Source organism: Streptomyces sp. NPDC057302 (assembly GCF_042667685.1).
Lineage (GTDB): Bacteria > Actinomycetota > Actinomycetes > Streptomycetales > Streptomycetaceae > Streptomyces.
The window spans coordinates 29451-45952 of record NZ_JBHUZJ010000079.1; the positions used below are offsets into that span (position 1 = coordinate 29451).

The window sequence follows — 16502 nt, forward strand, 5'->3', positions numbered from 1 at the left end:
CGTGCGGGGAGCTCACGCCGTGGGCGCCCCCGCACGCCCGTACCCCTTGTCCCCGCCCTTCATCGCGCCGCGCGGCAGCTTCGGTGGGGTGTAGCCCTTCATGGAGTCCGCCGAGGGGTCGGGGCGTACCGCGCCCAGCAGAGGGTTCGAGGCGATGGGGGAGACCTTGACGCGGGCCCCGGGGCGCGGGGCCTGGATCACCATGCCGTCGCCCAGGTACATCGCGACATGGGTGGCCTTGGGGAAGTAGACGATCAGGTCGCCCGGCCGCAGCTTGCGCAGGGAGACCCGGCGCAGCTGCGCCCACTGCTCCTGCGAGGTGCGGGGGATTTCCTTGCCCGCCTTCGCCCACGCCTTTGACGTGAGTCCCGAGCAGTCGAAGGAGTGGGGGCCCTCCGCGCCCCACTTGTACGGCTTCCCGATCTGCCGCACGGCGTAGTCCAGCGCCTCGTCCCCCCGGCGGGACGGCGGCCGGGAGGGTGCGGAGCCCGGGGAGCCGCTCAGCGAGCCGGAGGCCAGGAAGGTGCGCTGAGCGTCGGCCATCCCCTCCTCCTCGGCCCGCGCCAGGTCCGACAGCTGCTCCGCGCTCAGCGAGGCGAGCAGCTCCTCGACCTCCTTCAGCTGTCCCTTGACCGTGTCGCGGGACGCCTTCTGCTGGGCGGCCAGGGCGACTTGGGTCTCCATGGCGCTCCTGGCGTCGGACGCCAGCGTGGACGCCGTCTTCTCGCCGCCGACCAGACGCTTCACCGTCGCGGCCCGCTCCGCCGCCGCCCGCCCGATCACATGGCCCTGGTCGAGGGCCTGCTGCGGGTCGCGGGCGAGCAGGAGGTGCACGTAGGGGGAGATGTTCGTCGTGCCTTGGTACTGCTGGCGCGCGAAGCGGCCCGCCTGGCCCCGGCTGTCGCGCACCGAGGTCCTCGCGCGGGCCAGTCCCGCGTTCAGGCGGGTGACCTCGGCGCGCTGCTCCTTGAGCTTCTGCGCGGTCGCGTTGTACGTCTCCGTGGACTCCTCGGCCTTCCGGTACAGCTCCTGAAGGTCCGTCAGGAGCTCGGAGACCGGGCGCTCCCCGGCGCCGTCGGGCCCCGGCACGGCGTACGCGGGGGAGGCGGGCGCGAGCAACGCGCCGACCACCGCACCCGTGCACACCCATCGCAGCAGCCTGCCTGACATGCCATCACCTCCGGCGCGCGGCGGCGGCTCCGCCCCGCACCGCGAGCATCGGCCGCCCCGGCGCGGCCCGCCTCCGGAAGGTGCGCGGGATGGCGCAATGCGGTCACTCGTCCAGGGCCCCACGGCGCGCCGCCCTTGCCCCCGGCGACGCTCAGCTCGTGGCGCCCGGCTTCGACCAAGGCCACTTCAGACCGGACCCCGCCTTGTCGCCCTCGGGGTCGTACGCGTACGTCCAGCCCTGGTGCAGCCCCAGCCGCTTGCCCGCCTTGGCCACCCGGCGGTACACGAGCACGGTCGGCGGGCCGCCCGCGTCGTCCGGCACCGGGACCCGGTACACCTTCGGGGGGTGGCCGGTGGGGCCGAGCAGGATGGGCAGGACACGGCCGTCCAGGGGGCCACCCACGAAGGGGGTGTCTTCGCTCTTCACCGGGCCAGTGTCACAGCAGGCGGCGGCCGTGCGTCACAGCAGGTGCGCCGCGTCGCTCACCACGGGCAGGACACGCCGGGCGAGCGAGCCCGCGGGCCCGTCGGCCGTCTCCATGACCAGCGCCCCCCGCACCGCCTCCGCGGTCTGCGGATCGCGGCCCGCCGAGGCCACCAGGACCGCCATGAACTGTTCGACCAGCCAGTCCCGCAGCTCGTCGAGGGGCGGCTGCTTCTCCTCGTCCAGCCAGATGAGGGACGCCGCCTCGACGGACGTGATCCACATCCGCACGGTCATCTTCAGCCGCGGGCCGGTCGCGCCCACGACCTCCAGGTGGGCGAGTATGTGCTCGGCGGCGGTCCTGCGCACCTCGTCCACGATGGCGGTCGTGCGCGAGGTCTCCACGACGCTGCCGCCCTGGAGGAGCGCGCTGAACCCCGCGTCGTGCTGGTCGACGAAGGCGAGATAGCGGTCGAGCGCGTTCCCGAGGCGCTGCGTGAGCGGACCCTCGGGCGGCTCGGCGAAGCACTGCTCCAGCACGTCGGCGGCGGACCGCAGCGCGGCCTCGTACAACTGCTGCTTGCCGCCCGGGAAGTAGCGGTAGACGAGCGGCCGGGAGACACCGGCCGCCTCCGCCACGTCGTCGAGGGACACCTCGTCGGGTGCGCGCACCGCGAAGAGGGACAGGGCGGCCTCCTTGAGCTGCCGCTGCCGCTCTTCGACACTGAGGCGCCGGTACGCGCGGGTGGGAGCAGGCGAGGTCATGCCTCGCAGCGTAACCGCCCTTTCGAACAAGCGCCCCGGAACCCTGCGCACCCTCTTCGCCGCGCGGCCGGTCCCGAGCCCTACGCCAGCAGTCCCGAGCTCTTCCACAGCCGCCGTCCGGCGCCCCGCAGCACCCCGATGTCGTCCAGGAAGTCCGTCAGGCGCTTGGCTCCGGTCTGCATGATCTCGCGGCGGTGGCCGCTCGCCTTGACCTGGGCCATGGCCTCGCGCTTGTCCAGGCCCACGTTCGTGTAGACGTCGGGGTTGATGAAGGCGATGGAGAAGACGCGGGCGAACTCGCCGGAGGTGAGGCGGGTGAACTCCTGGGACCAGCGCGGCGCGGTCACCATCTGGCGCCGCAGTTCCTCACGGGCGTACCGCACATGGCGCGCCTCTTCCACGACGTGGATCCGCGTGACGCCGCGCACCAGCGTCTGGACGCGCTCGTCCGGGAACGTCAGGCGCTGCATCCAGTCCAGGATCTCCTCGCCGAGCAGTGTCGCCGTGAACGAACCGGGCGTCGTCGAGATGGTCTTGAAGAGCCGGCCCAGGTTCCGGTGCACGGCGCTGACCGGGTAGTACGGCGTGTCCCCGCGCGTGATCAGGCGCGCGAACATCTTCGAGTGCCGGCACTCGTCCTCGATCTCGGTGAGTGCGTACCGCACGTGCGCGCTCGTCGCCGGTTTGTCGTAGATGTGCCGGACGAGCAGCTGCATCAGTATCAGTTCGAACCAGATGCCCAGCGAGGCGAGCGCGGCGGCCTCGTGCTGGGAGAGCGCGATGCGCTGCTCCTCGCCCATCCGCCGCCACATCGGCGTGCCGTACAGGGAGAGCAGCTCAGGGGGCCAGAACCACTTGCCCTCCTCGAAGGGCGCCTCCCAGTCCAGCTCCTTGTCGGGGTCGAAGGAGTGCTTGGCGGAGGAGTCGAGCAGCCGCTCGGCCACCTGCTCCCGGTCCTTGAGCAGTCCCAGCGCGTCCCGCAGCCCTTCGATCGCCGCGTCCTGCGTGATGGTCGTCATGACTCTGCCCCTGCCTCGTCGTCTGCCTCGTCCTCACGGTTACCGGCGGTCACGACTTATGAGACTGCCTGTCAGCAAGGCAGTCAATCCCTTGTGCACGACTTGTTGACCCCGCGTCTACGAACGTGTGAGCCTGCCAAATACCAATCAGTACAAGGCAGTCGAAAGCAGCACGGGGGGACTACGGAGAGACCGAGGCCGATTTCTTAGGAGCCGTCAGTGTCCACGCACGAGCTGTACACGCACGCCCCGGCAGAGACCATCTGGCAGATACCGGCGAACGGCGCGGCCCGCTTCAGCTGGGAGTACGACGAAGGCCGTGCCCGGCTGCTCGCCCTCTACCAGAAGGGCAAGGACAAGCAGTGGGACGGCGCCAAGCGCATCGCCTGGGATCTGGAGGTCGATCCGTACGACCCCCTGGGCACCCCCGACGAGTCCATGTCCCTCTACGGCACCCGCCACTGGGCGAAGATGACCGAACGGGACAAGGGCGAGCTGCGAAAGCACTACGCCTCCTGGCAGTTCAGCCAGTTCCTGCACGGCGAGCAGGGCGCCATGGTGTGCGCGGCCCGCATCGTGGAGTCGGTCCCCGACCTGGACGCGAAGTTCTACTCGGCGACCCAGACCATGGACGAGGCACGGCACGCCGAGGTCTACGGCCGCTTCCTGCACGACAAGATCGGCATGCTCTACCCGATCAACGACAACCTCAAGTCCCTCCTCGGCGACACCCTGCGCGACTCCCGCTGGGACATGCCCTACCTCGGCATGCAGGTCCTCATCGAAGGCCTCGCGCTCGCCGCCTTCGGCATGATCCGCGACACGACGGACAAGCCGCTGCCCAAGCAGATCCTCGCCTACGTCATGCAGGACGAGGCCCGGCACGTGGCCTTCGGTCGCATGGCCTTGCGCGACTACTACAAGCAGCTCTCCGACGCGGAACTGCGCGAGCGCGAGGAATTCGTCATCGAGGGCTGCTACTTGATGCGCGACCGGCTGCGCGGCGTCGAGGTCCTGGAGAACTTCGGCATCCCCAAGGCGGAGGCCGAGGAGTACACCGAGAACTCCGAATTCCTCGCCCTCTTCCGGCAGTTGCTCTTCAGCCGCATCGTGCCGTGCGTCAAGGACATCGGCCTATGGGGCAAGCGGCTCCAGGAGGCGTACGTCGACATGGGCGTCTTCGAGATGGGCAACGCCAACCTCGACCAGCTGATGGCCCAGGACGAGGAGATCGCCGAGAAGCTGGACGCGGAGCGGTTCGCCGCGGAGGAGGGCGAGCGGGTGGGGGAGGTCGAGGACATGATCGCCTCGGGCGGCGCCCCGAACCCCTAGGCCCCGAACCCCTAGGCCCCGAAACTCTGGCCCAGAACCCCTAGCCGTCGAGCACCGCCTCCATCACCGCCTTCGCGATCGGCGCCGCGCTCCCGCCGCCGCTGATGTCGCCCCGGTCCGCCGCCGCGTCCTCGACGACCACCGCCACCGCCACCGACGGCTGCGCGTCGCCGGACGCCTGGGCCCAGGAGATGAACCACGCGTAGGGCGTGCCGGAGTTGTCGATGCCGTGCTGGGCCGTGCCCGTCTTGCCGCCGACGGTCGCGCCCGGGATCGCCGCGTTGGTGCCGGTGCCCTCGTCGACCACGCCCGTCATCAGCTCCCGCAGCTGCATCGCGGTGGCCGGGTTCATCGCCTGGTGCAGGGAGTTGGTGCCGGTGTTCCCGACCACGTCCCCGTCGTCGGTGGTGGTCTCGTCCACCAGGTACGGGGACTGGACCTGGCCGCCGTTGGCCACCGCCGCCGAGACCATCGCCATCTGCAGCGGGGTCGCCCTCGTGTCGTACTGGCCGATCGAGGAGAGCGCGAGCTGCGCGTCGTCCATCGAGGTGTCGAAGTTGCTCGCCGCCACCGACGAGGGGACCTTCAGGCCGCTGTCGTTGAAGCCGAAGTCGCGTGCCGTGCCCAGCATGTCGCTCAGCCCGGTGTCCGCGCCCAGCTTGGCGAAGACCGTGTTGCAGGACCACTCGAAGGCATAGCGCAGAGGCGCGTTCGTGCAGCCGTCCACCTCGTTCGTCAGCTGCGTGCTCGTGCCGGGCAGCGTGTACGGGTTGGGCGACTTGGTGGCGGCGTCCAGGTCCGTGACCGTGCCCGCGTCCAGGGCCGCCGCGGCCGTCACCACCTTGAACGTCGAGCCGGGCGGATACGTCTGGCGCAGCGCCCGGTTCAGCATCGGCTTGTCGGAGCTGCCGTTCAGGGCCGCCCAGGACCGCGCCACCGAACCGCTGGTGCCCGAGAGCCGCTCGGGATCGTACGAAGGGGTGCTGACGAGGGCGAGGATCTTCCCGGTCGACGGCTCGATCGCGGCGACCGCGCCCTTCTTACCGCCGAGCCCGGCGTACGCGGCCTGCTGCGCCGCCGCCCTGATCGTGGTCCGCACCTGGCCGCCCGGGTTCTGCGCGCGGCTGATGTCGTTCCACAGGGGGAGCGGGGCGAGCATCGGGTCGGTGCCGGAGAGGATGTCGTCCTCGGCGTTCTCCAGGAAGGTCGTGCCGTAGACCTGCGAGGCGTAGCCGGTCACCGGGGCGTACAACGGGCCCTTCTTGTAGGTCCGTTCATAGCGCAGCTGCTCCCCGGTGTCCTTGGACCCGGTGACCGCGCGGCCGTCGACCATGATGTCGCCGCGCGGCTGGCCGAAGCGGGTGATGGCCTGGCGGCGGTTGGCGGGGTTGTCGTCGAAGTGCCCGGCCTGGACCACCTGGACGCGGGTGGCGTTCACGAGCAGGGCGATCAGGAGCAGCGCGCAGAACGCGGCGGCATGGCGGATGTACCGGGTCACGCGTTCTCCTTCGGGGGCGCGACCAGCGGTCCGGCCGGCGTCCCGGCCGGCGCTCCGACCGGCTGGCCGCGTGCCGAGTCGCTGATCCGGATGAGCAGCGCCACGATGATCCAGTTGGTGACGACCGACGAGCCGCCCTGCGCAAGGAAGGGCATCGCCATGCCGGTCAGCGGGATGAGCCCGGTGACGCCGCCCGCGATCACGAACACCTGGAGCGCGACGATCGAGGCGAGCCCGACCGCGAGCAGCCGCCCGAAGGAGTCCCGCAGCGCGAGCCCCGCCCGAAAACCCCGCTCCACCAGGAGCGCGTAGAGCAGGAAGATCGCGGCGAGCCCCGCGAGGCCCAGCTCCTCGCCCGCCGTGGCCAGGATGAAGTCGGACTTGGCGGCGAAGCCGATCAGGATGGAGTGCCCGAGCCCGAGCCCGGACCCGAGCATCCCGCCGGCCGCGAACGCGAAGAGGGACTGGGCCAGTTGGTTGGGGCCCTCGCCCGCGTCGATCGACGCGAAGGGGTGCAGCCAGTCCTCGACACGGCTGTGCACATGGGGTTCGAGCGAGCCCACCGCGAACGCGCCGACCCCGGCGAGCACCATGCCGACCGCGATCCAGCCGGTGCGCCCGGTGGCGACGTACAGCAGGATCACGAAGAGCCCGAAGAAGAGCAGCGAGGTGCCGAGGTCGCGCTCCAGGACCAGGACGCCGACGCTGAGCAGCCAGATCGCGACGATTGGCCCGAGCACCCGCCCGGTCGGCAGCTGGAGCTTGGTCAGCTTCCAGACCGTACGGCCGGTGTAGGCGAGCGCGTTGCGGTTGGCGGAGAGGTAGCTGGCGAAGAAGATCGCGAGCAGGATCTTCGCGAACTCGCCGGGCTGGATGGAGAATCCGCCGATCCTGATCCAGATCCGGGCGCCGTTCACCGCCGGGAAGAAGATCGGCACGATCATCAGGACGAGCGCGGCGACGACGCAGATGTACGCGTACCGCTGGAGCACCCGGTGATCGCGCAGGAAGACCACGACGGCGATGAAGAGCGCCACGCCGACGGTGGACCAGACGAGTTGCGTGGGCGCCGCCTCGTCGCCCGGGGTCTCCAGGTCGAGCCGGTAGATCAGGACCAGACCCAGGCCGTTGAGGAGCACGGCGATCGGCAGCAGCAGCGGATCGGCGTAGGGCGCGCGGAAGCGGACCGCGAGATGGGCGAGGAGCGCGAGCACGCCGAGCCCGGCGCCGTAACCGGCGGCGCCGGGCGGGACGGTGCCGTTCTTGGCGAGGCCGACGTCGCAGTAGCCGTAGACCGAGAGCAGGACGGCCACGACGATCAGCGCGACTTCGGTGCCACGGCGCCGGGGTACGCGAACAGCGGGTACGGACGGGGGCGCCGCTGCTGTTCGGGTCATGCCCGGAACGTAGCAAGCGATAGGCCCTGATGTCCGTTTATGTCACCTTGCCCTTGTGGTGCGTCAGCACCAGCGCGGCGCAGGACCGATGTTGGCGATGTAGTGCGCGGCGCCCCACGCCCAGGTGCCGTTGGTGAGGAGGTACCAGCGGTTGTTGCCGGACACGTGGTCGCCGGTCGTCTTGCAGTAGATCGAGACGACCCTGCCGTACGGCACGCTGCGAATCACCTTGCTGCCCCGGTGGGGGGAGGTGCGCAGCAGCAGCCCGCTCTTGGCCGTGACGCGGCCCTTGTAGACGCGCGGGTGGCCGCTCGAGTCGGTGTCGCCGGCCGCGAAGGCGGGGCCGGTGACGGTGAGTGCGGCGAGCGCGCCTGCGGCGGCGAGTATGCCGAGCCGGGTCCTGGTGGCGGTGGGCCGAAGGGACATGGGGCCTCCTCTAGGGAAGGGGCGGATGTGATGCGGTCCTCGGGCCTCTGGAACTCGGGGCGAAGGCCGCAATTCACAGTAAAATCGGCACGCTGGGCGCGCAAAAGCTCACGCGGCGTCAAACCGCCCCTCAGACCGTCCCGTCGGCGCTTCTGGCGCCGCTCTGCGCGCCCTCCGCGCTCTCGTCGTACGGCAGCGTCAGCGTCGCCACCGCCCCGCCGTCCGCCGCGTTGGCGAACGTGAGCCGCGCTCCGAGCACCGCCGTCTGGCCCAACGCGATGGTCAGGCCGAGCCCGTGGCCCCGGGTCGTGCCCTCCGTGCGGAACCGCTGCGGCCCGTGCTCCACCAGGTAATCCGGGTATCCGTCGCCGTGGTCGCGCACCGAGACCACGGGCCCGTCGACCGTCAGCAGGATGGGCAGCCGCCCGTGCTTGTCCGCGTTGGCGATGAGGTTCCCGAGCACCCGCTCCAGGCGCCGCCGGTCGGTCACCACACACACGTCGCGTACGACGACGAGCTCGGCACCGACCCCCGAACTGCGCACCGCGCGCTCGGCCAGTGGGGCGAGATGGTGGTCGTCCAGGTCGACATGCTCGCTCTTCGCGTCGAGCCGGGAGATCTCCAGGAGGTCCTCGGTGAGCGTGCGAAGCGCCAGGACCCGGTCGCGCACCAGCTCCGTGGGGCGCCCCGGCGGCAGCAGCTCGGCCGCAGCGTGCAGACCGGTCAGCGGCGTACGCAGCTCGTGCGCCACGTCCGCGGTGAACCGCTGCTCGCTCTGGAGCTTGCCCTGCATCGAGGACGCCATCGTGTCGAGCGCCCCGGAGACGTCGGCCACCTCGTCCTGGCGGCGCGAGGGATCACGGGTGCGCGGGTCGTTCACGCGGGCGTCGAGGTCGCCCGCGCTGATCCTGCGCGCCACCGTCGCCGTCTGGTGCAGCCGCCGCGTCACGCGCGTCACGGCGAACGCCCCGACCAGCAGCGTCGCCCCGATCGCGAGCACGGACGAGCCGAGGATCGCCCGGTCGAGTCCGTCGATGGTGCGGGCACCCTGCGCGTAGTCGACCTGGACGGCGATGGCGCGCCCGTCCGTGGCGGGCCCCGCTGCCCACATCGTCGGCCGGGAGTCCTGGGAGTCGACCATCGTGCCGCGCTCCCCGCCCACCGCGAGCTCGCGCAGCCGCGCGGGCAGCCCCGCCGGGTCGACCCCCGCGCCGGGACCGAGATCGTCGCCCGCCTCGAACGCCTCGGTGGCGTCGTCCAGGCGGCTGAGGGCGTGGTCGCGGGCCTGCCCCACCGTCTGGTTGGTCACCGAGACGTGGACGAGCGCCCCGAGCAGCGCGGCGAGCGCGCAGCACATGACGGTGATGAAGACCGCAGCCTTCCAGGTCAGCGTCGCCGTCCAGGCGGGAAGCCGCGGCCCGCGCGGCAGCCGGTGGCTCATGGACTCGCGTCCGGGGACGGCGTGAGACGGGCGCTCGCCGCCGGTTCGGGCTTGCGCTCGGGCTTCCTCGACGGCGCGTTCGGGGAGCGCACGATCTCGTCGGTCGTCGGCAGCATGGCCCCCCGGTGCGAGTCCCAGGACCAGACGGTGCGGTACTCGTACCCCTGCATCCCGGAGACGGCGCGGACGATCACCTCGTGTCCGGCGAGCTCGACGCCGAGCACCGCGTCCCCCATGTCCATGATCTGCGTCAGCTGCCGCTTCTCCATGGCGTAGGCGCGGATGTCGAGGTTCTCGGCGTGCCCCCGGGCCAGCCGGATGCCGATGATGAGGTCGTCCTTGCCGTCGCCGGTGAGATCGCGGTAGTAGGCGTTGAGGACGGGACACTTCTCGTCGGCCGTGTGGCCCGTGTCGCACGCGTCCAGTTGCTTCGCCGTCTCCTTGTAGACCGCGTCCGAACGGCTGTATATCCCCGGGTTCTTGTCGAAGTCGGCCTTGGCGACGGTGGCCGGATCCACCTCGTACAGATTCCCGCCCGGTACGTCCACGCCCTTGACCGGCACGCTCTCCACGGTGCCGTAGTCCTCGGCGGGCGCCGACGGGGGCGGCAGCTTCGGCCACAGCCGGGTGGGCGCTTCGGCGGTGGGCGTCGATCCCGCGCCGCGCAGCCCGCCGGGGTCGCCGCAGCCGCCGGCCAGCAGGCCTGCGGACAGGACGAGGCCCGCGGTGAGCGCGAGACGGCTGCGGTGCACTGCACTCCTGCCTGCCGGGGGAGCGGCCCGGGGGCGGCTCGCGGCGCGAGGTTCGGTTGCGGCGCCGCTGGTCCGGGTCCCGTGGCCCGGGTCCGGCTACGGCGCGAGGTCGGCGTAGAGAATGATGTTGTCGGTGCGGTGACCGTCCTTGATCGGGCCGCCACAGGTCAGCAGGCGCAGCTCGGGCCGGTCGGTCGTCCCGTACACCTTATGGGTGGGGAAGTTCTTTTTGCCCACCTGTTCCATCTCGCGCACCTTGAACGTCGCGGTGCTCCCGTCCGCTCGCGGTACCTCGATCTTGTCCCCCATTCTCACCTTCGCCACGTTCTTCATCAGCGCGGGCCCCTTCGCGGTGTCGTAGTGCGCCACCAGGACGGCCGCCCCCTTCTCGCCCGGGGTGACGCCTCCGGTCCACCAGCCGGGCTCGTCCGCCTTGTCCACGGGCGGCACCTCCAGCGCGTCGTCCGCGCCCACGCCGAGGTCGAGCATCGACGTGGCGTCGACACCGGCCGCCGGTATCCGCAGGCCCGTGGGCCGGGACTTCTTCAGCGGGGCGTGGGGCTCGGCGGCCGGTGCGGCCACGGCGTTGTTCACCTTGACGTCGGGCGCGGGGTGGCCGGAGCCCTGGCCGCAGGCGATCAGGCCGATGCCGAGGGCGGCGGTCAGCGTGGCGGCGGCCGCTATGCGGGTGGTGTGGCGGCGCTTTACGGGGACGGGCGCGGGGGTGGGCGCGGGGACGGGGGCTTCTTCGGTGGGGGTGCTCACGGGGGCTCCTGAGGATGCGTGGGGGAAGGGGCTCAGGCGTCGGTGCGGCCGCGGCGCAGCATCGCGTACCCGAGACCGGCCGCACCGGCCGCCGCCATGGCGCCACCGGCGGCGATGAACACCGGGTCGCCGCCCTGGAACCCCTCGGTGCCTGCCTTGACGCCGCCCTTGGGCATGGCGGGGGCGACCGTCCGCGTGGCTTCGGAGTGCGCGGGTGAGTCCGCGACGGCGGCGACGGCCGGCGTGAGGAGCGCGCCGCCGGTGAGGGCGGTCACGGCGGCGGTGCGGAGGAGGGAGCGGCGGCGACGGGTGCTCACGGGGTGGTCCTTACGGCTGGCGGCTGATCGCTGCGGGGAGCGAAAGGGGCACCTCACAACCTAGATGTCCGCCATTGCGGCAATTCATCGACTATGTAACAGCGGGCCATCCTTGCGGAGGCGGTGCCGTGACGGGTGGCTCGACTTCCCTGCGCGCCCGGCCCGACTTCCTTCCCCGCCGCCCGGGTTCTTGCCAGGTTCTTGCCGTAGGCATGTCCTTGCTGCTCCCATGGTCCGTGGGGTGATGGTGCATGAACGGATTGCGCGTCATACCGGCCTGGCGGCACGGGCAGGAGCGGCTGTACGTCTGCCTCGCGGACGGCAGGAACGTCGCGTGGTACGAGAGGGAGTCGTCCCGCGTGAACCTGCTCGGCGAGGAGTACAGGGAAGCCGTCCTGCGCGCCCTCGCCCCCTTCATGACCGGCGGCTTCTCGGTCGGCCCGCCGCCCGTCCCCACCCCCGCCGAGCTGGCCCGCCTCGCCCTCCACCCGGACGACGACCTCGCCCCGAACCGCCCTGGCGAGGCCCTGTTGATCGCCCTGGACCGCGACCCGGCGCCCGCCCGCAGGCTGCGCGCCGACCCCAGGCAGCGGGCGCTCGCCGCCGAGCAGGCCATGGGCGAGGTGCTCGACGGCCTCGAAGGCGCGGGCTGGCACACCCTGCACTCGGTGCCGCTGCCGGGCGGCGCCCGCCTCCATCACCTCTTGATCGGCCCCGGCGGTCTCTTCGGCGTCCACACGCTCTTCGCCCGCAAGCAGCGGGTCCGCGTCACCGACCCGATGGTCTCGGTCGGCCGCGCGGACCCGCGTCCACTCCTGAGGGAGATCCGCTCCGACGCCGACCGGGCGTCCTTCGCGCTGACCGCCGAGATCCGCCCGGTCCTCGCACTCGCCGGGGCGACGGATCTCGACGTCACGGCCCCGCCGCGCGAGGTGCGGATCGTGCGCGACGGGGAGGTGTCGGCCCTCGCGCGCGCAGGCGGCGTACTGAAACCGGCCGATGTGGAGGCGCTGCACGCGATGGCACGCGACCGGCGCACGTGGCTGCGGGTCTGAGGGCCGCAGCCCACGGGTTTCCTGCGGGGTTTCCTGCGGGGTTTCCTACAGGTTGTCGCCCCAGCCGCCCTGGATCATGGTCTGGAACGCCCAGGCCCCGCCGCGCTTCAGCAGGATGTCGGCGTACCGCAGCTGCTGTGTCTCGCCGTTCGCGGTCATCACCGAGTCGGTGAAGACCACGGCCATGGCGGGGGAGAGGAAGACCGGCGTGCGCGTGGACTCGAAGGTGATGTCCTGACTCCCGTCCCCCATCACGTGGGTCATGGTCCCCACGAACTGCTCCCGGTCCCACTGCGCGGAGCGCCCGTCGCCCGCGGAGTCGTCGCTGACCAGGTTGAGCGGGAAGACGGCCAGGTCGGCCATGCGCTCCACGTCGCGCTTGGCGCTGTGGGCGTCGTACTCGGCGAACCAGGCGGCCAGGCTCGCGCGGTCCTCGTCGGTCGGGACGTATCCGGTCTCGGGCAGTACGGTCATGCGGGCTCCTAATCAACTTTGACTACGTCGCGCTACAGGGAAGTTATGCTCGGCTCGGCTCGTAGTCAAACTTGATTAGCTGTGATGCCGGTCACGCCGGTGAGTCGTGCGCGGCTAGGCGTCGGTGTATTTACGTGAAGGCGTCGGTGTATTTACGTGCCTACGTGCCTACGTGCCTACGTGCTTACCGGAACCGCACGACCACCGCCGTGGCGTGCCGGGTCGTGTTCTGCCGTACCTCCACCGTGACGGGCGGCTCGCTCGGCAGGGCGGCGTAGGTGACCTCGCCGATCCCGATGGCGGTCGCCGTGCCTTCGCCCCTGGCCTCCGGCAGCGCGGCACCGGCGGCCGTCCGCATCGCCTGGCTGAGCGGCGACGACACCACGGGCGTGCCGTCGCCCGGCAGGACGAGGACGAGCGCCTGCGGGCGGGCCCTGCTGCCGGTGAACCCGACGACCACCGCGTCCCGCGTGTCGCTGTGCCGCAGCTTCAGCCAGGCGCGCACGCCGCCCCGGTAGGCCCCGTCGAGCCGCTTGATCACCAGTCCCTCGATGCCGGTGGCGGGCAGGGTCTCGTACCAGGTCAGGGCCAGTTCGCGGTCGGTCGTCACCGGTACGGGCTGTAGCGGCGGGCCGAGCGGTTCGAGGACGCGTACGAGGCGTGCGCGCCGTTCCTCGTAGGGCAGGGCACGGCAGTCCTCGCCCCGGTCGGCGAGCAGATCGAAGGCGGCGTACGAAGCGGGGAGCGTGCGCGCGAGGTGGGTGGCGTTCGCGCGGGTGGCGGCGGCGCGTTTCTGGACGGCGGCGAAGTCGATGCGGCCGTCGGCCCAGACGACCACCTCACCGTCGAGCACGGTCCCGTCGGGGAGCCGTCGCGCGGCCTCGGCGAGATCCGGGAACGCGGTGGTGACGAGCCGGCCGGAACGGGCCTGGAGCCGCACGCGGTGACCGTCGGCGAAGACGATCAGGCGGTGGCCGTCGAACTTCGGCTCGTAGGCCCAGCCGTCGCCCTGCGGGAGCGCGGTGACGGATTCGGCGAGGGCGGCCCGGAGGGGTGGGGTGATCATGAATTGAACGGAGGGGGGAGGGGGCGGGCCTGGTCCGGGTCGGTGAGGGGGGCCAGCAGGTCGCCGTACCGCTGGAGGCGGGGTGCGATGTCTGTGGCCAGGAAGACGAAAGCGGCGAGGTTGTCCTTTGCTGCGGCTTCCTCCGTTTCCTCCGTGCCTTTCTCTGCGGCCTCCTCGACTTCCTCCCAGGTCACGGGGGTGGAGACGGTCGGTTCGCGGCGGGCGCGGAGGGTGTAGGGGGTGGCTGTCGTCTTCGCCGCGGCGTTCTGGCTGAAGTCGACGAAGACCTTGCCGGGGCGCAGGCTGCGGGTCATCCGGTGCACGACCAGGTCGGGCAGCGCGGCCTCGGCCTCCTGGGCGAGCGCCTTCGCGTACGCGGTGACCTGCGCGGAGGGCGTCGGTTCCAGGGGGCAGAGCAGGTGCAGCCCTTTGCTGCCGGAGGTCTTCGCGTACACGTCGAGACCGTCCGCCAGGAGGCGCTCGCGCAGCCAGAGGCCTGCCCGGCAGCACTCGACGACGGTGGCGGGTTCTCCGGGATCCAGGTCGAGCACGAGCCGGTCGGCGAGGGCGGGGGCGTCCGCCTGCCACTGCGGCGTGTGGAACTCGGTCACGAGATTGGCGGCCCACATCAGGGTGGGCAGATCGTTGACCAGGACCTGGCGGGCGTTGCCGTCCGAACGGGGCACGTCGGCGGTCTGCACCCAGTCGGGGGCACCCGGCGGCACGTTCTTGGCGAAGAAGCGCTGGCCGTCCGGCCCGTCCGGGAAGCGGAGGAAGGAGGCGGGCCGGTTGTGGAGGTGGGGGAGGAGGGCCTCGGCGGTGCTGGCGTAGTAGTGCAGCATCTCGCCCTTGGTGAAGCCGGGCGCGGGCGCGGGTGGGGGCGAGGGCGAGGGTGAGCGTGCGTGTGAGTGTGCGGTCGGGGATGCGGTGTAGAGGACCTTGTCGAGGTTGCTGAGGGTCAGCCGCCGCCCCTCCACCTCGGTGATCGGCGTCATACGATGAGAATCCCACGAATGTGGACGAATCACCTTAAAAAGAGGCGTGGCAGCTGCTGAGAGGTGCCTGACGTGCGATCCATATGGAACGGTGCGATCTCCTTCGGCTTGGTCAGCATCCCGATCAAGCTCATGAACGCCACCGAGAACCACTCGGTCTCCTTCCGGCAGATCCATACGGAGGACGGGGGCCGGGTCCGCTATCGCAAGGTGTGCGAGCTGGAGGAGCGGGAGGTGACGTCCGCCGAGATCGGCAAGGGGTACGAGGACGCGGACGGCTCGATGATCCCGATCACGGACGAGGACCTGGCGGCCCTGCCGCTGCCGACGGCCAAGACGATCGAGATCGTCGCCTTCGTGCCCGCGGACCGGGTGGATCCGATGCAGATGGACACGGCGTACTACTTGTCGGCCAACGGAGTGCCCGCGGCAAAGCCGTACACGTTGCTGCGGGAGGCGCTGAGGCGGAGCGAGAAGGTGGCGATCGCCAGGTACGCGCTGCGGGGGCGGGAGCGGCTGGGGATGCTGCGGGTGGTGGACGAGGTGATCGCGATGCACGGTCTGCTCTGGCCGGACGAGATCCGCTCCTCGGAGGGCGTGGCTCCGGATGCCCGGGTGAAGGTGCGGGACGCGGAGCTGGACCTGGCGGACGCGCTGATGGACACGCTGGGGGAGGTCGACGTGTCCACCCTCCACGACGACTACCGCGCGGCGCTGGAGGAACTGATCGAGGCCAAGGCCGCCGGTACGGCCCCCGCGGCGCCGGTCGCGGACGCGGATTCTGGTGGGGGCAAGGTGATCGACCTGATGGCGGCGCTGGAGAGCAGTGTGCGGGCAGCGAAGTCGGCTCGGGGCAAGGGGGCGGGGAAGCGGGCGGCGGAGGTGACGCCGCTGAAGCGGGGGGCGGCGGGGAGGCCGAAGGAGGTGGGGGGCAAGAAATCGACGTCGGCGGCGGCGAAGAAGGGGGCTTCGGCGAAGAAGGCGGCGCCGAAGAAGCGGACTTCGGCTTAGGGCGGGGGCAGGGGCAGGGGCAGGGGCAGGGGTGGGGGCGGGGCTTTGGCGTCGCGGGGCTTGGGGGCTGCGGTGCCGCTCCGTCTTGGGGGCGGGGCCGCGCCGGTATGTCCGTCCTCGCTATCGTCCGGTGGCCGCTGGGCTACTTCGCCCGGGGAGTCCCGCGAACCGTGCTCCGGGCGGAAATACCGGCACGTCCCCTCGGCTGCGTCGCCGACTGCGGGTGCGTGCGGCCCGCCCTTCAACTCTGCGCCCCCCTCCACTCGCCCCCACCAACCCCCTACCCCCCCCGGGCCCCTCGCCACGGCCTCCGGCTAGCACCCCCCTACCCCCGCTAGCCACGCAGTTCCGCCGTCCTTCGACACTGCGGGACATCTCCTCCCGGCCTGCCAGTCCCCCTACCTCCACCGACCACCCACCCCCGGGCCCCTCGCCACGGCCTCCGGCTAGCAATCCCCCCTACCCCAGCCAATCGCCCTACCCCCGCCAACCACCTACCCCCGCCAACCACCTACCCCCGCCAACCACCTACCCCCGCCAACCACCTACCCCCGCCAACCACCTACCCCCGCCAATCCCCCCACCCCCGCCAATC

The 16502-nt window shown here is 71.4% G+C and carries 17 protein-coding genes; 3 read left to right on the forward strand and 14 right to left on the reverse strand.

Annotated features, from left to right (window positions below; all coding sequences use genetic code 11):
• Positions 1-12: 12 nt before the first annotated feature.
• From ACFUPX_RS36050 to ACFUPX_RS36065, 4 genes are all read right to left on the reverse strand, one after another.
• Entirely contained in the window at positions 13-1170 is a 1158-nt protein-coding gene (locus ACFUPX_RS36050; RefSeq protein ID WP_383332441.1) for an NlpC/P60 family protein, read from the reverse strand.
• A 151-nt stretch (positions 1171-1321) separates the two neighbouring features.
• Positions 1322-1597, reverse strand: coding sequence for a hypothetical protein (locus ACFUPX_RS36055; protein WP_383332443.1), 276 nt, complete (start codon positions 1595-1597; stop codon positions 1322-1324).
• 33 nt (positions 1598-1630) lie between these two features.
• Complete coding sequence (locus tag ACFUPX_RS36060; protein ID WP_383332445.1) at positions 1631-2359, reverse strand: TetR/AcrR family transcriptional regulator; 729 nt, start codon at positions 2357-2359, stop codon at positions 1631-1633.
• Positions 2360-2439: 80 nt separating this feature from the next.
• A complete protein-coding gene (locus ACFUPX_RS36065) occupies positions 2440-3378 on the reverse strand; it encodes a diiron oxygenase (RefSeq protein ID WP_383332447.1) in 939 nt (312 codons plus the stop codon).
• Between the two features lie 219 nt (positions 3379-3597).
• On the opposite strand from ACFUPX_RS36065, the gene ACFUPX_RS36070 reads away from it, so the two are divergent.
• Entirely contained in the window at positions 3598-4710 is a 1113-nt protein-coding gene (locus tag ACFUPX_RS36070; protein ID WP_383332449.1) for a ferritin-like domain-containing protein, read from the forward strand.
• A 40-nt stretch (positions 4711-4750) separates the two neighbouring features.
• Here ACFUPX_RS36070 and ACFUPX_RS36075 read toward each other — a convergent pair whose 3' ends face one another.
• From ACFUPX_RS36075 to ACFUPX_RS36105, 7 genes are all read right to left on the reverse strand, one after another.
• Positions 4751-6208 carry a penicillin-binding transpeptidase domain-containing protein gene (locus ACFUPX_RS36075; protein WP_383332451.1) on the reverse strand — a complete coding sequence of 486 codons (1458 nt, stop codon included), beginning with the start codon at positions 6206-6208 and terminating at the stop codon, positions 4751-4753.
• The gene (locus ACFUPX_RS36080) at positions 6205-7605 is read right to left on the reverse strand and encodes an FtsW/RodA/SpoVE family cell cycle protein (protein ID WP_383332453.1); all 1401 of its coding nucleotides are present in this window, start codon (positions 7603-7605) and stop codon (positions 6205-6207) included. The genes ACFUPX_RS36075 and ACFUPX_RS36080 overlap by 4 nt, the downstream gene beginning before the upstream one ends.
• 63 nt (positions 7606-7668) lie before the next feature.
• Positions 7669-8031, reverse strand: coding sequence for an SH3 domain-containing protein (locus ACFUPX_RS36085; protein WP_383332455.1), 363 nt, complete (start codon positions 8029-8031; stop codon positions 7669-7671).
• A gap of 130 nt (positions 8032-8161) precedes the next feature.
• On the reverse strand, positions 8162-9472 hold the full coding sequence (locus tag ACFUPX_RS36090; protein ID WP_383332457.1) for an ATP-binding protein: 1311 nt from the start codon (positions 9470-9472) through the stop codon (positions 8162-8164).
• Positions 9469-10224, reverse strand: a complete 756-nt coding sequence (locus tag ACFUPX_RS36095; protein WP_383332459.1) for a hypothetical protein — start codon at positions 10222-10224, stop codon at positions 9469-9471. Before ACFUPX_RS36095 ends, ACFUPX_RS36090 begins: the two co-directional genes overlap by 4 nt.
• A 96-nt stretch (positions 10225-10320) precedes the next feature.
• Positions 10321-10908, reverse strand: coding sequence for a class F sortase (locus tag ACFUPX_RS36100; RefSeq protein ID WP_383332473.1), 588 nt, complete (start codon positions 10906-10908; stop codon positions 10321-10323).
• A gap of 113 nt (positions 10909-11021) precedes the next feature.
• A complete protein-coding gene (locus tag ACFUPX_RS36105) occupies positions 11022-11306 on the reverse strand; it encodes a hypothetical protein (RefSeq protein ID WP_383332461.1) in 285 nt (94 codons plus the stop codon).
• A 251-nt stretch (positions 11307-11557) separates the two neighbouring features.
• Between ACFUPX_RS36105 and ACFUPX_RS36110 the strand changes: the two genes are divergently transcribed.
• Positions 11558-12361, forward strand: coding sequence for an NERD domain-containing protein (locus tag ACFUPX_RS36110; RefSeq protein WP_383332463.1), 804 nt, complete (start codon positions 11558-11560; stop codon positions 12359-12361).
• A 45-nt stretch (positions 12362-12406) separates the two neighbouring features.
• Here ACFUPX_RS36110 and ACFUPX_RS36115 read toward each other — a convergent pair whose 3' ends face one another.
• The 3 genes from ACFUPX_RS36115 to ligD form a co-directional block, all read right to left on the reverse strand.
• Positions 12407-12835, reverse strand: coding sequence for a nuclear transport factor 2 family protein (locus tag ACFUPX_RS36115; RefSeq protein ID WP_383332465.1), 429 nt, complete (start codon positions 12833-12835; stop codon positions 12407-12409).
• Positions 12836-13019: 184 nt separating this feature from the next.
• Positions 13020-13901: an ATP-dependent DNA ligase gene (locus ACFUPX_RS36120; RefSeq protein WP_383332467.1), complete on the reverse strand. Its 882-nt coding sequence runs from the start codon at positions 13899-13901 to the stop codon at positions 13020-13022.
• Positions 13898-14896 carry a non-homologous end-joining DNA ligase gene (gene ligD, locus ACFUPX_RS36125; RefSeq protein ID WP_383332469.1) on the reverse strand — a complete coding sequence of 333 codons (999 nt, stop codon included), beginning with the start codon at positions 14894-14896 and terminating at the stop codon, positions 13898-13900. The genes ACFUPX_RS36120 and ligD overlap by 4 nt, the downstream gene beginning before the upstream one ends.
• Positions 14897-14968: 72 nt before the next feature.
• On the opposite strand from ligD, the gene ACFUPX_RS36130 reads away from it, so the two are divergent.
• Complete coding sequence (locus ACFUPX_RS36130) at positions 14969-15907, forward strand: Ku protein (RefSeq protein ID WP_383332471.1); 939 nt, start codon at positions 14969-14971, stop codon at positions 15905-15907.
• The last annotated feature ends 595 nt before the right edge of the window (positions 15908-16502 follow it).

What these genes read in the sequence shown, in the direction of transcription:
- ACFUPX_RS36050 (WP_383332441.1), bottom strand. Translation starts at nt 1,170, where the DNA reads ATGTCAGGCAGGCTGCTGCGATGGGTGTGCACGGGTGCGGTGGTCGGC.
- ACFUPX_RS36060 (WP_383332445.1), bottom strand. Translation starts at nt 2,359, where the DNA reads ATGACCTCGCCTGCTCCCACCCGCGCGTACCGGCGCCTCAGTGTCGAA.
- ACFUPX_RS36065 (WP_383332447.1), bottom strand. Translation starts at nt 3,378, where the DNA reads ATGACGACCATCACGCAGGACGCGGCGATCGAAGGGCTGCGGGACGCG.
- ACFUPX_RS36080 (WP_383332453.1), bottom strand. Translation starts at nt 7,605, where the DNA reads ATGACCCGAACAGCAGCGGCGCCCCCGTCCGTACCCGCTGTTCGCGTA.
- ACFUPX_RS36085 (WP_383332455.1), bottom strand. Translation starts at nt 8,031, where the DNA reads ATGTCCCTTCGGCCCACCGCCACCAGGACCCGGCTCGGCATACTCGCC.
- ACFUPX_RS36090 (WP_383332457.1), bottom strand. Translation starts at nt 9,472, where the DNA reads ATGAGCCACCGGCTGCCGCGCGGGCCGCGGCTTCCCGCCTGGACGGCG.
- ACFUPX_RS36110 (WP_383332463.1), top strand. Translation starts at nt 11,558, where the DNA reads ATGAACGGATTGCGCGTCATACCGGCCTGGCGGCACGGGCAGGAGCGG.
- ACFUPX_RS36115 (WP_383332465.1), bottom strand. Translation starts at nt 12,835, where the DNA reads ATGACCGTACTGCCCGAGACCGGATACGTCCCGACCGACGAGGACCGC.
- ACFUPX_RS36120 (WP_383332467.1), bottom strand. Translation starts at nt 13,901, where the DNA reads ATGATCACCCCACCCCTCCGGGCCGCCCTCGCCGAATCCGTCACCGCG.
- ligD (WP_383332469.1), bottom strand. Translation starts at nt 14,896, where the DNA reads ATGACGCCGATCACCGAGGTGGAGGGGCGGCGGCTGACCCTCAGCAAC.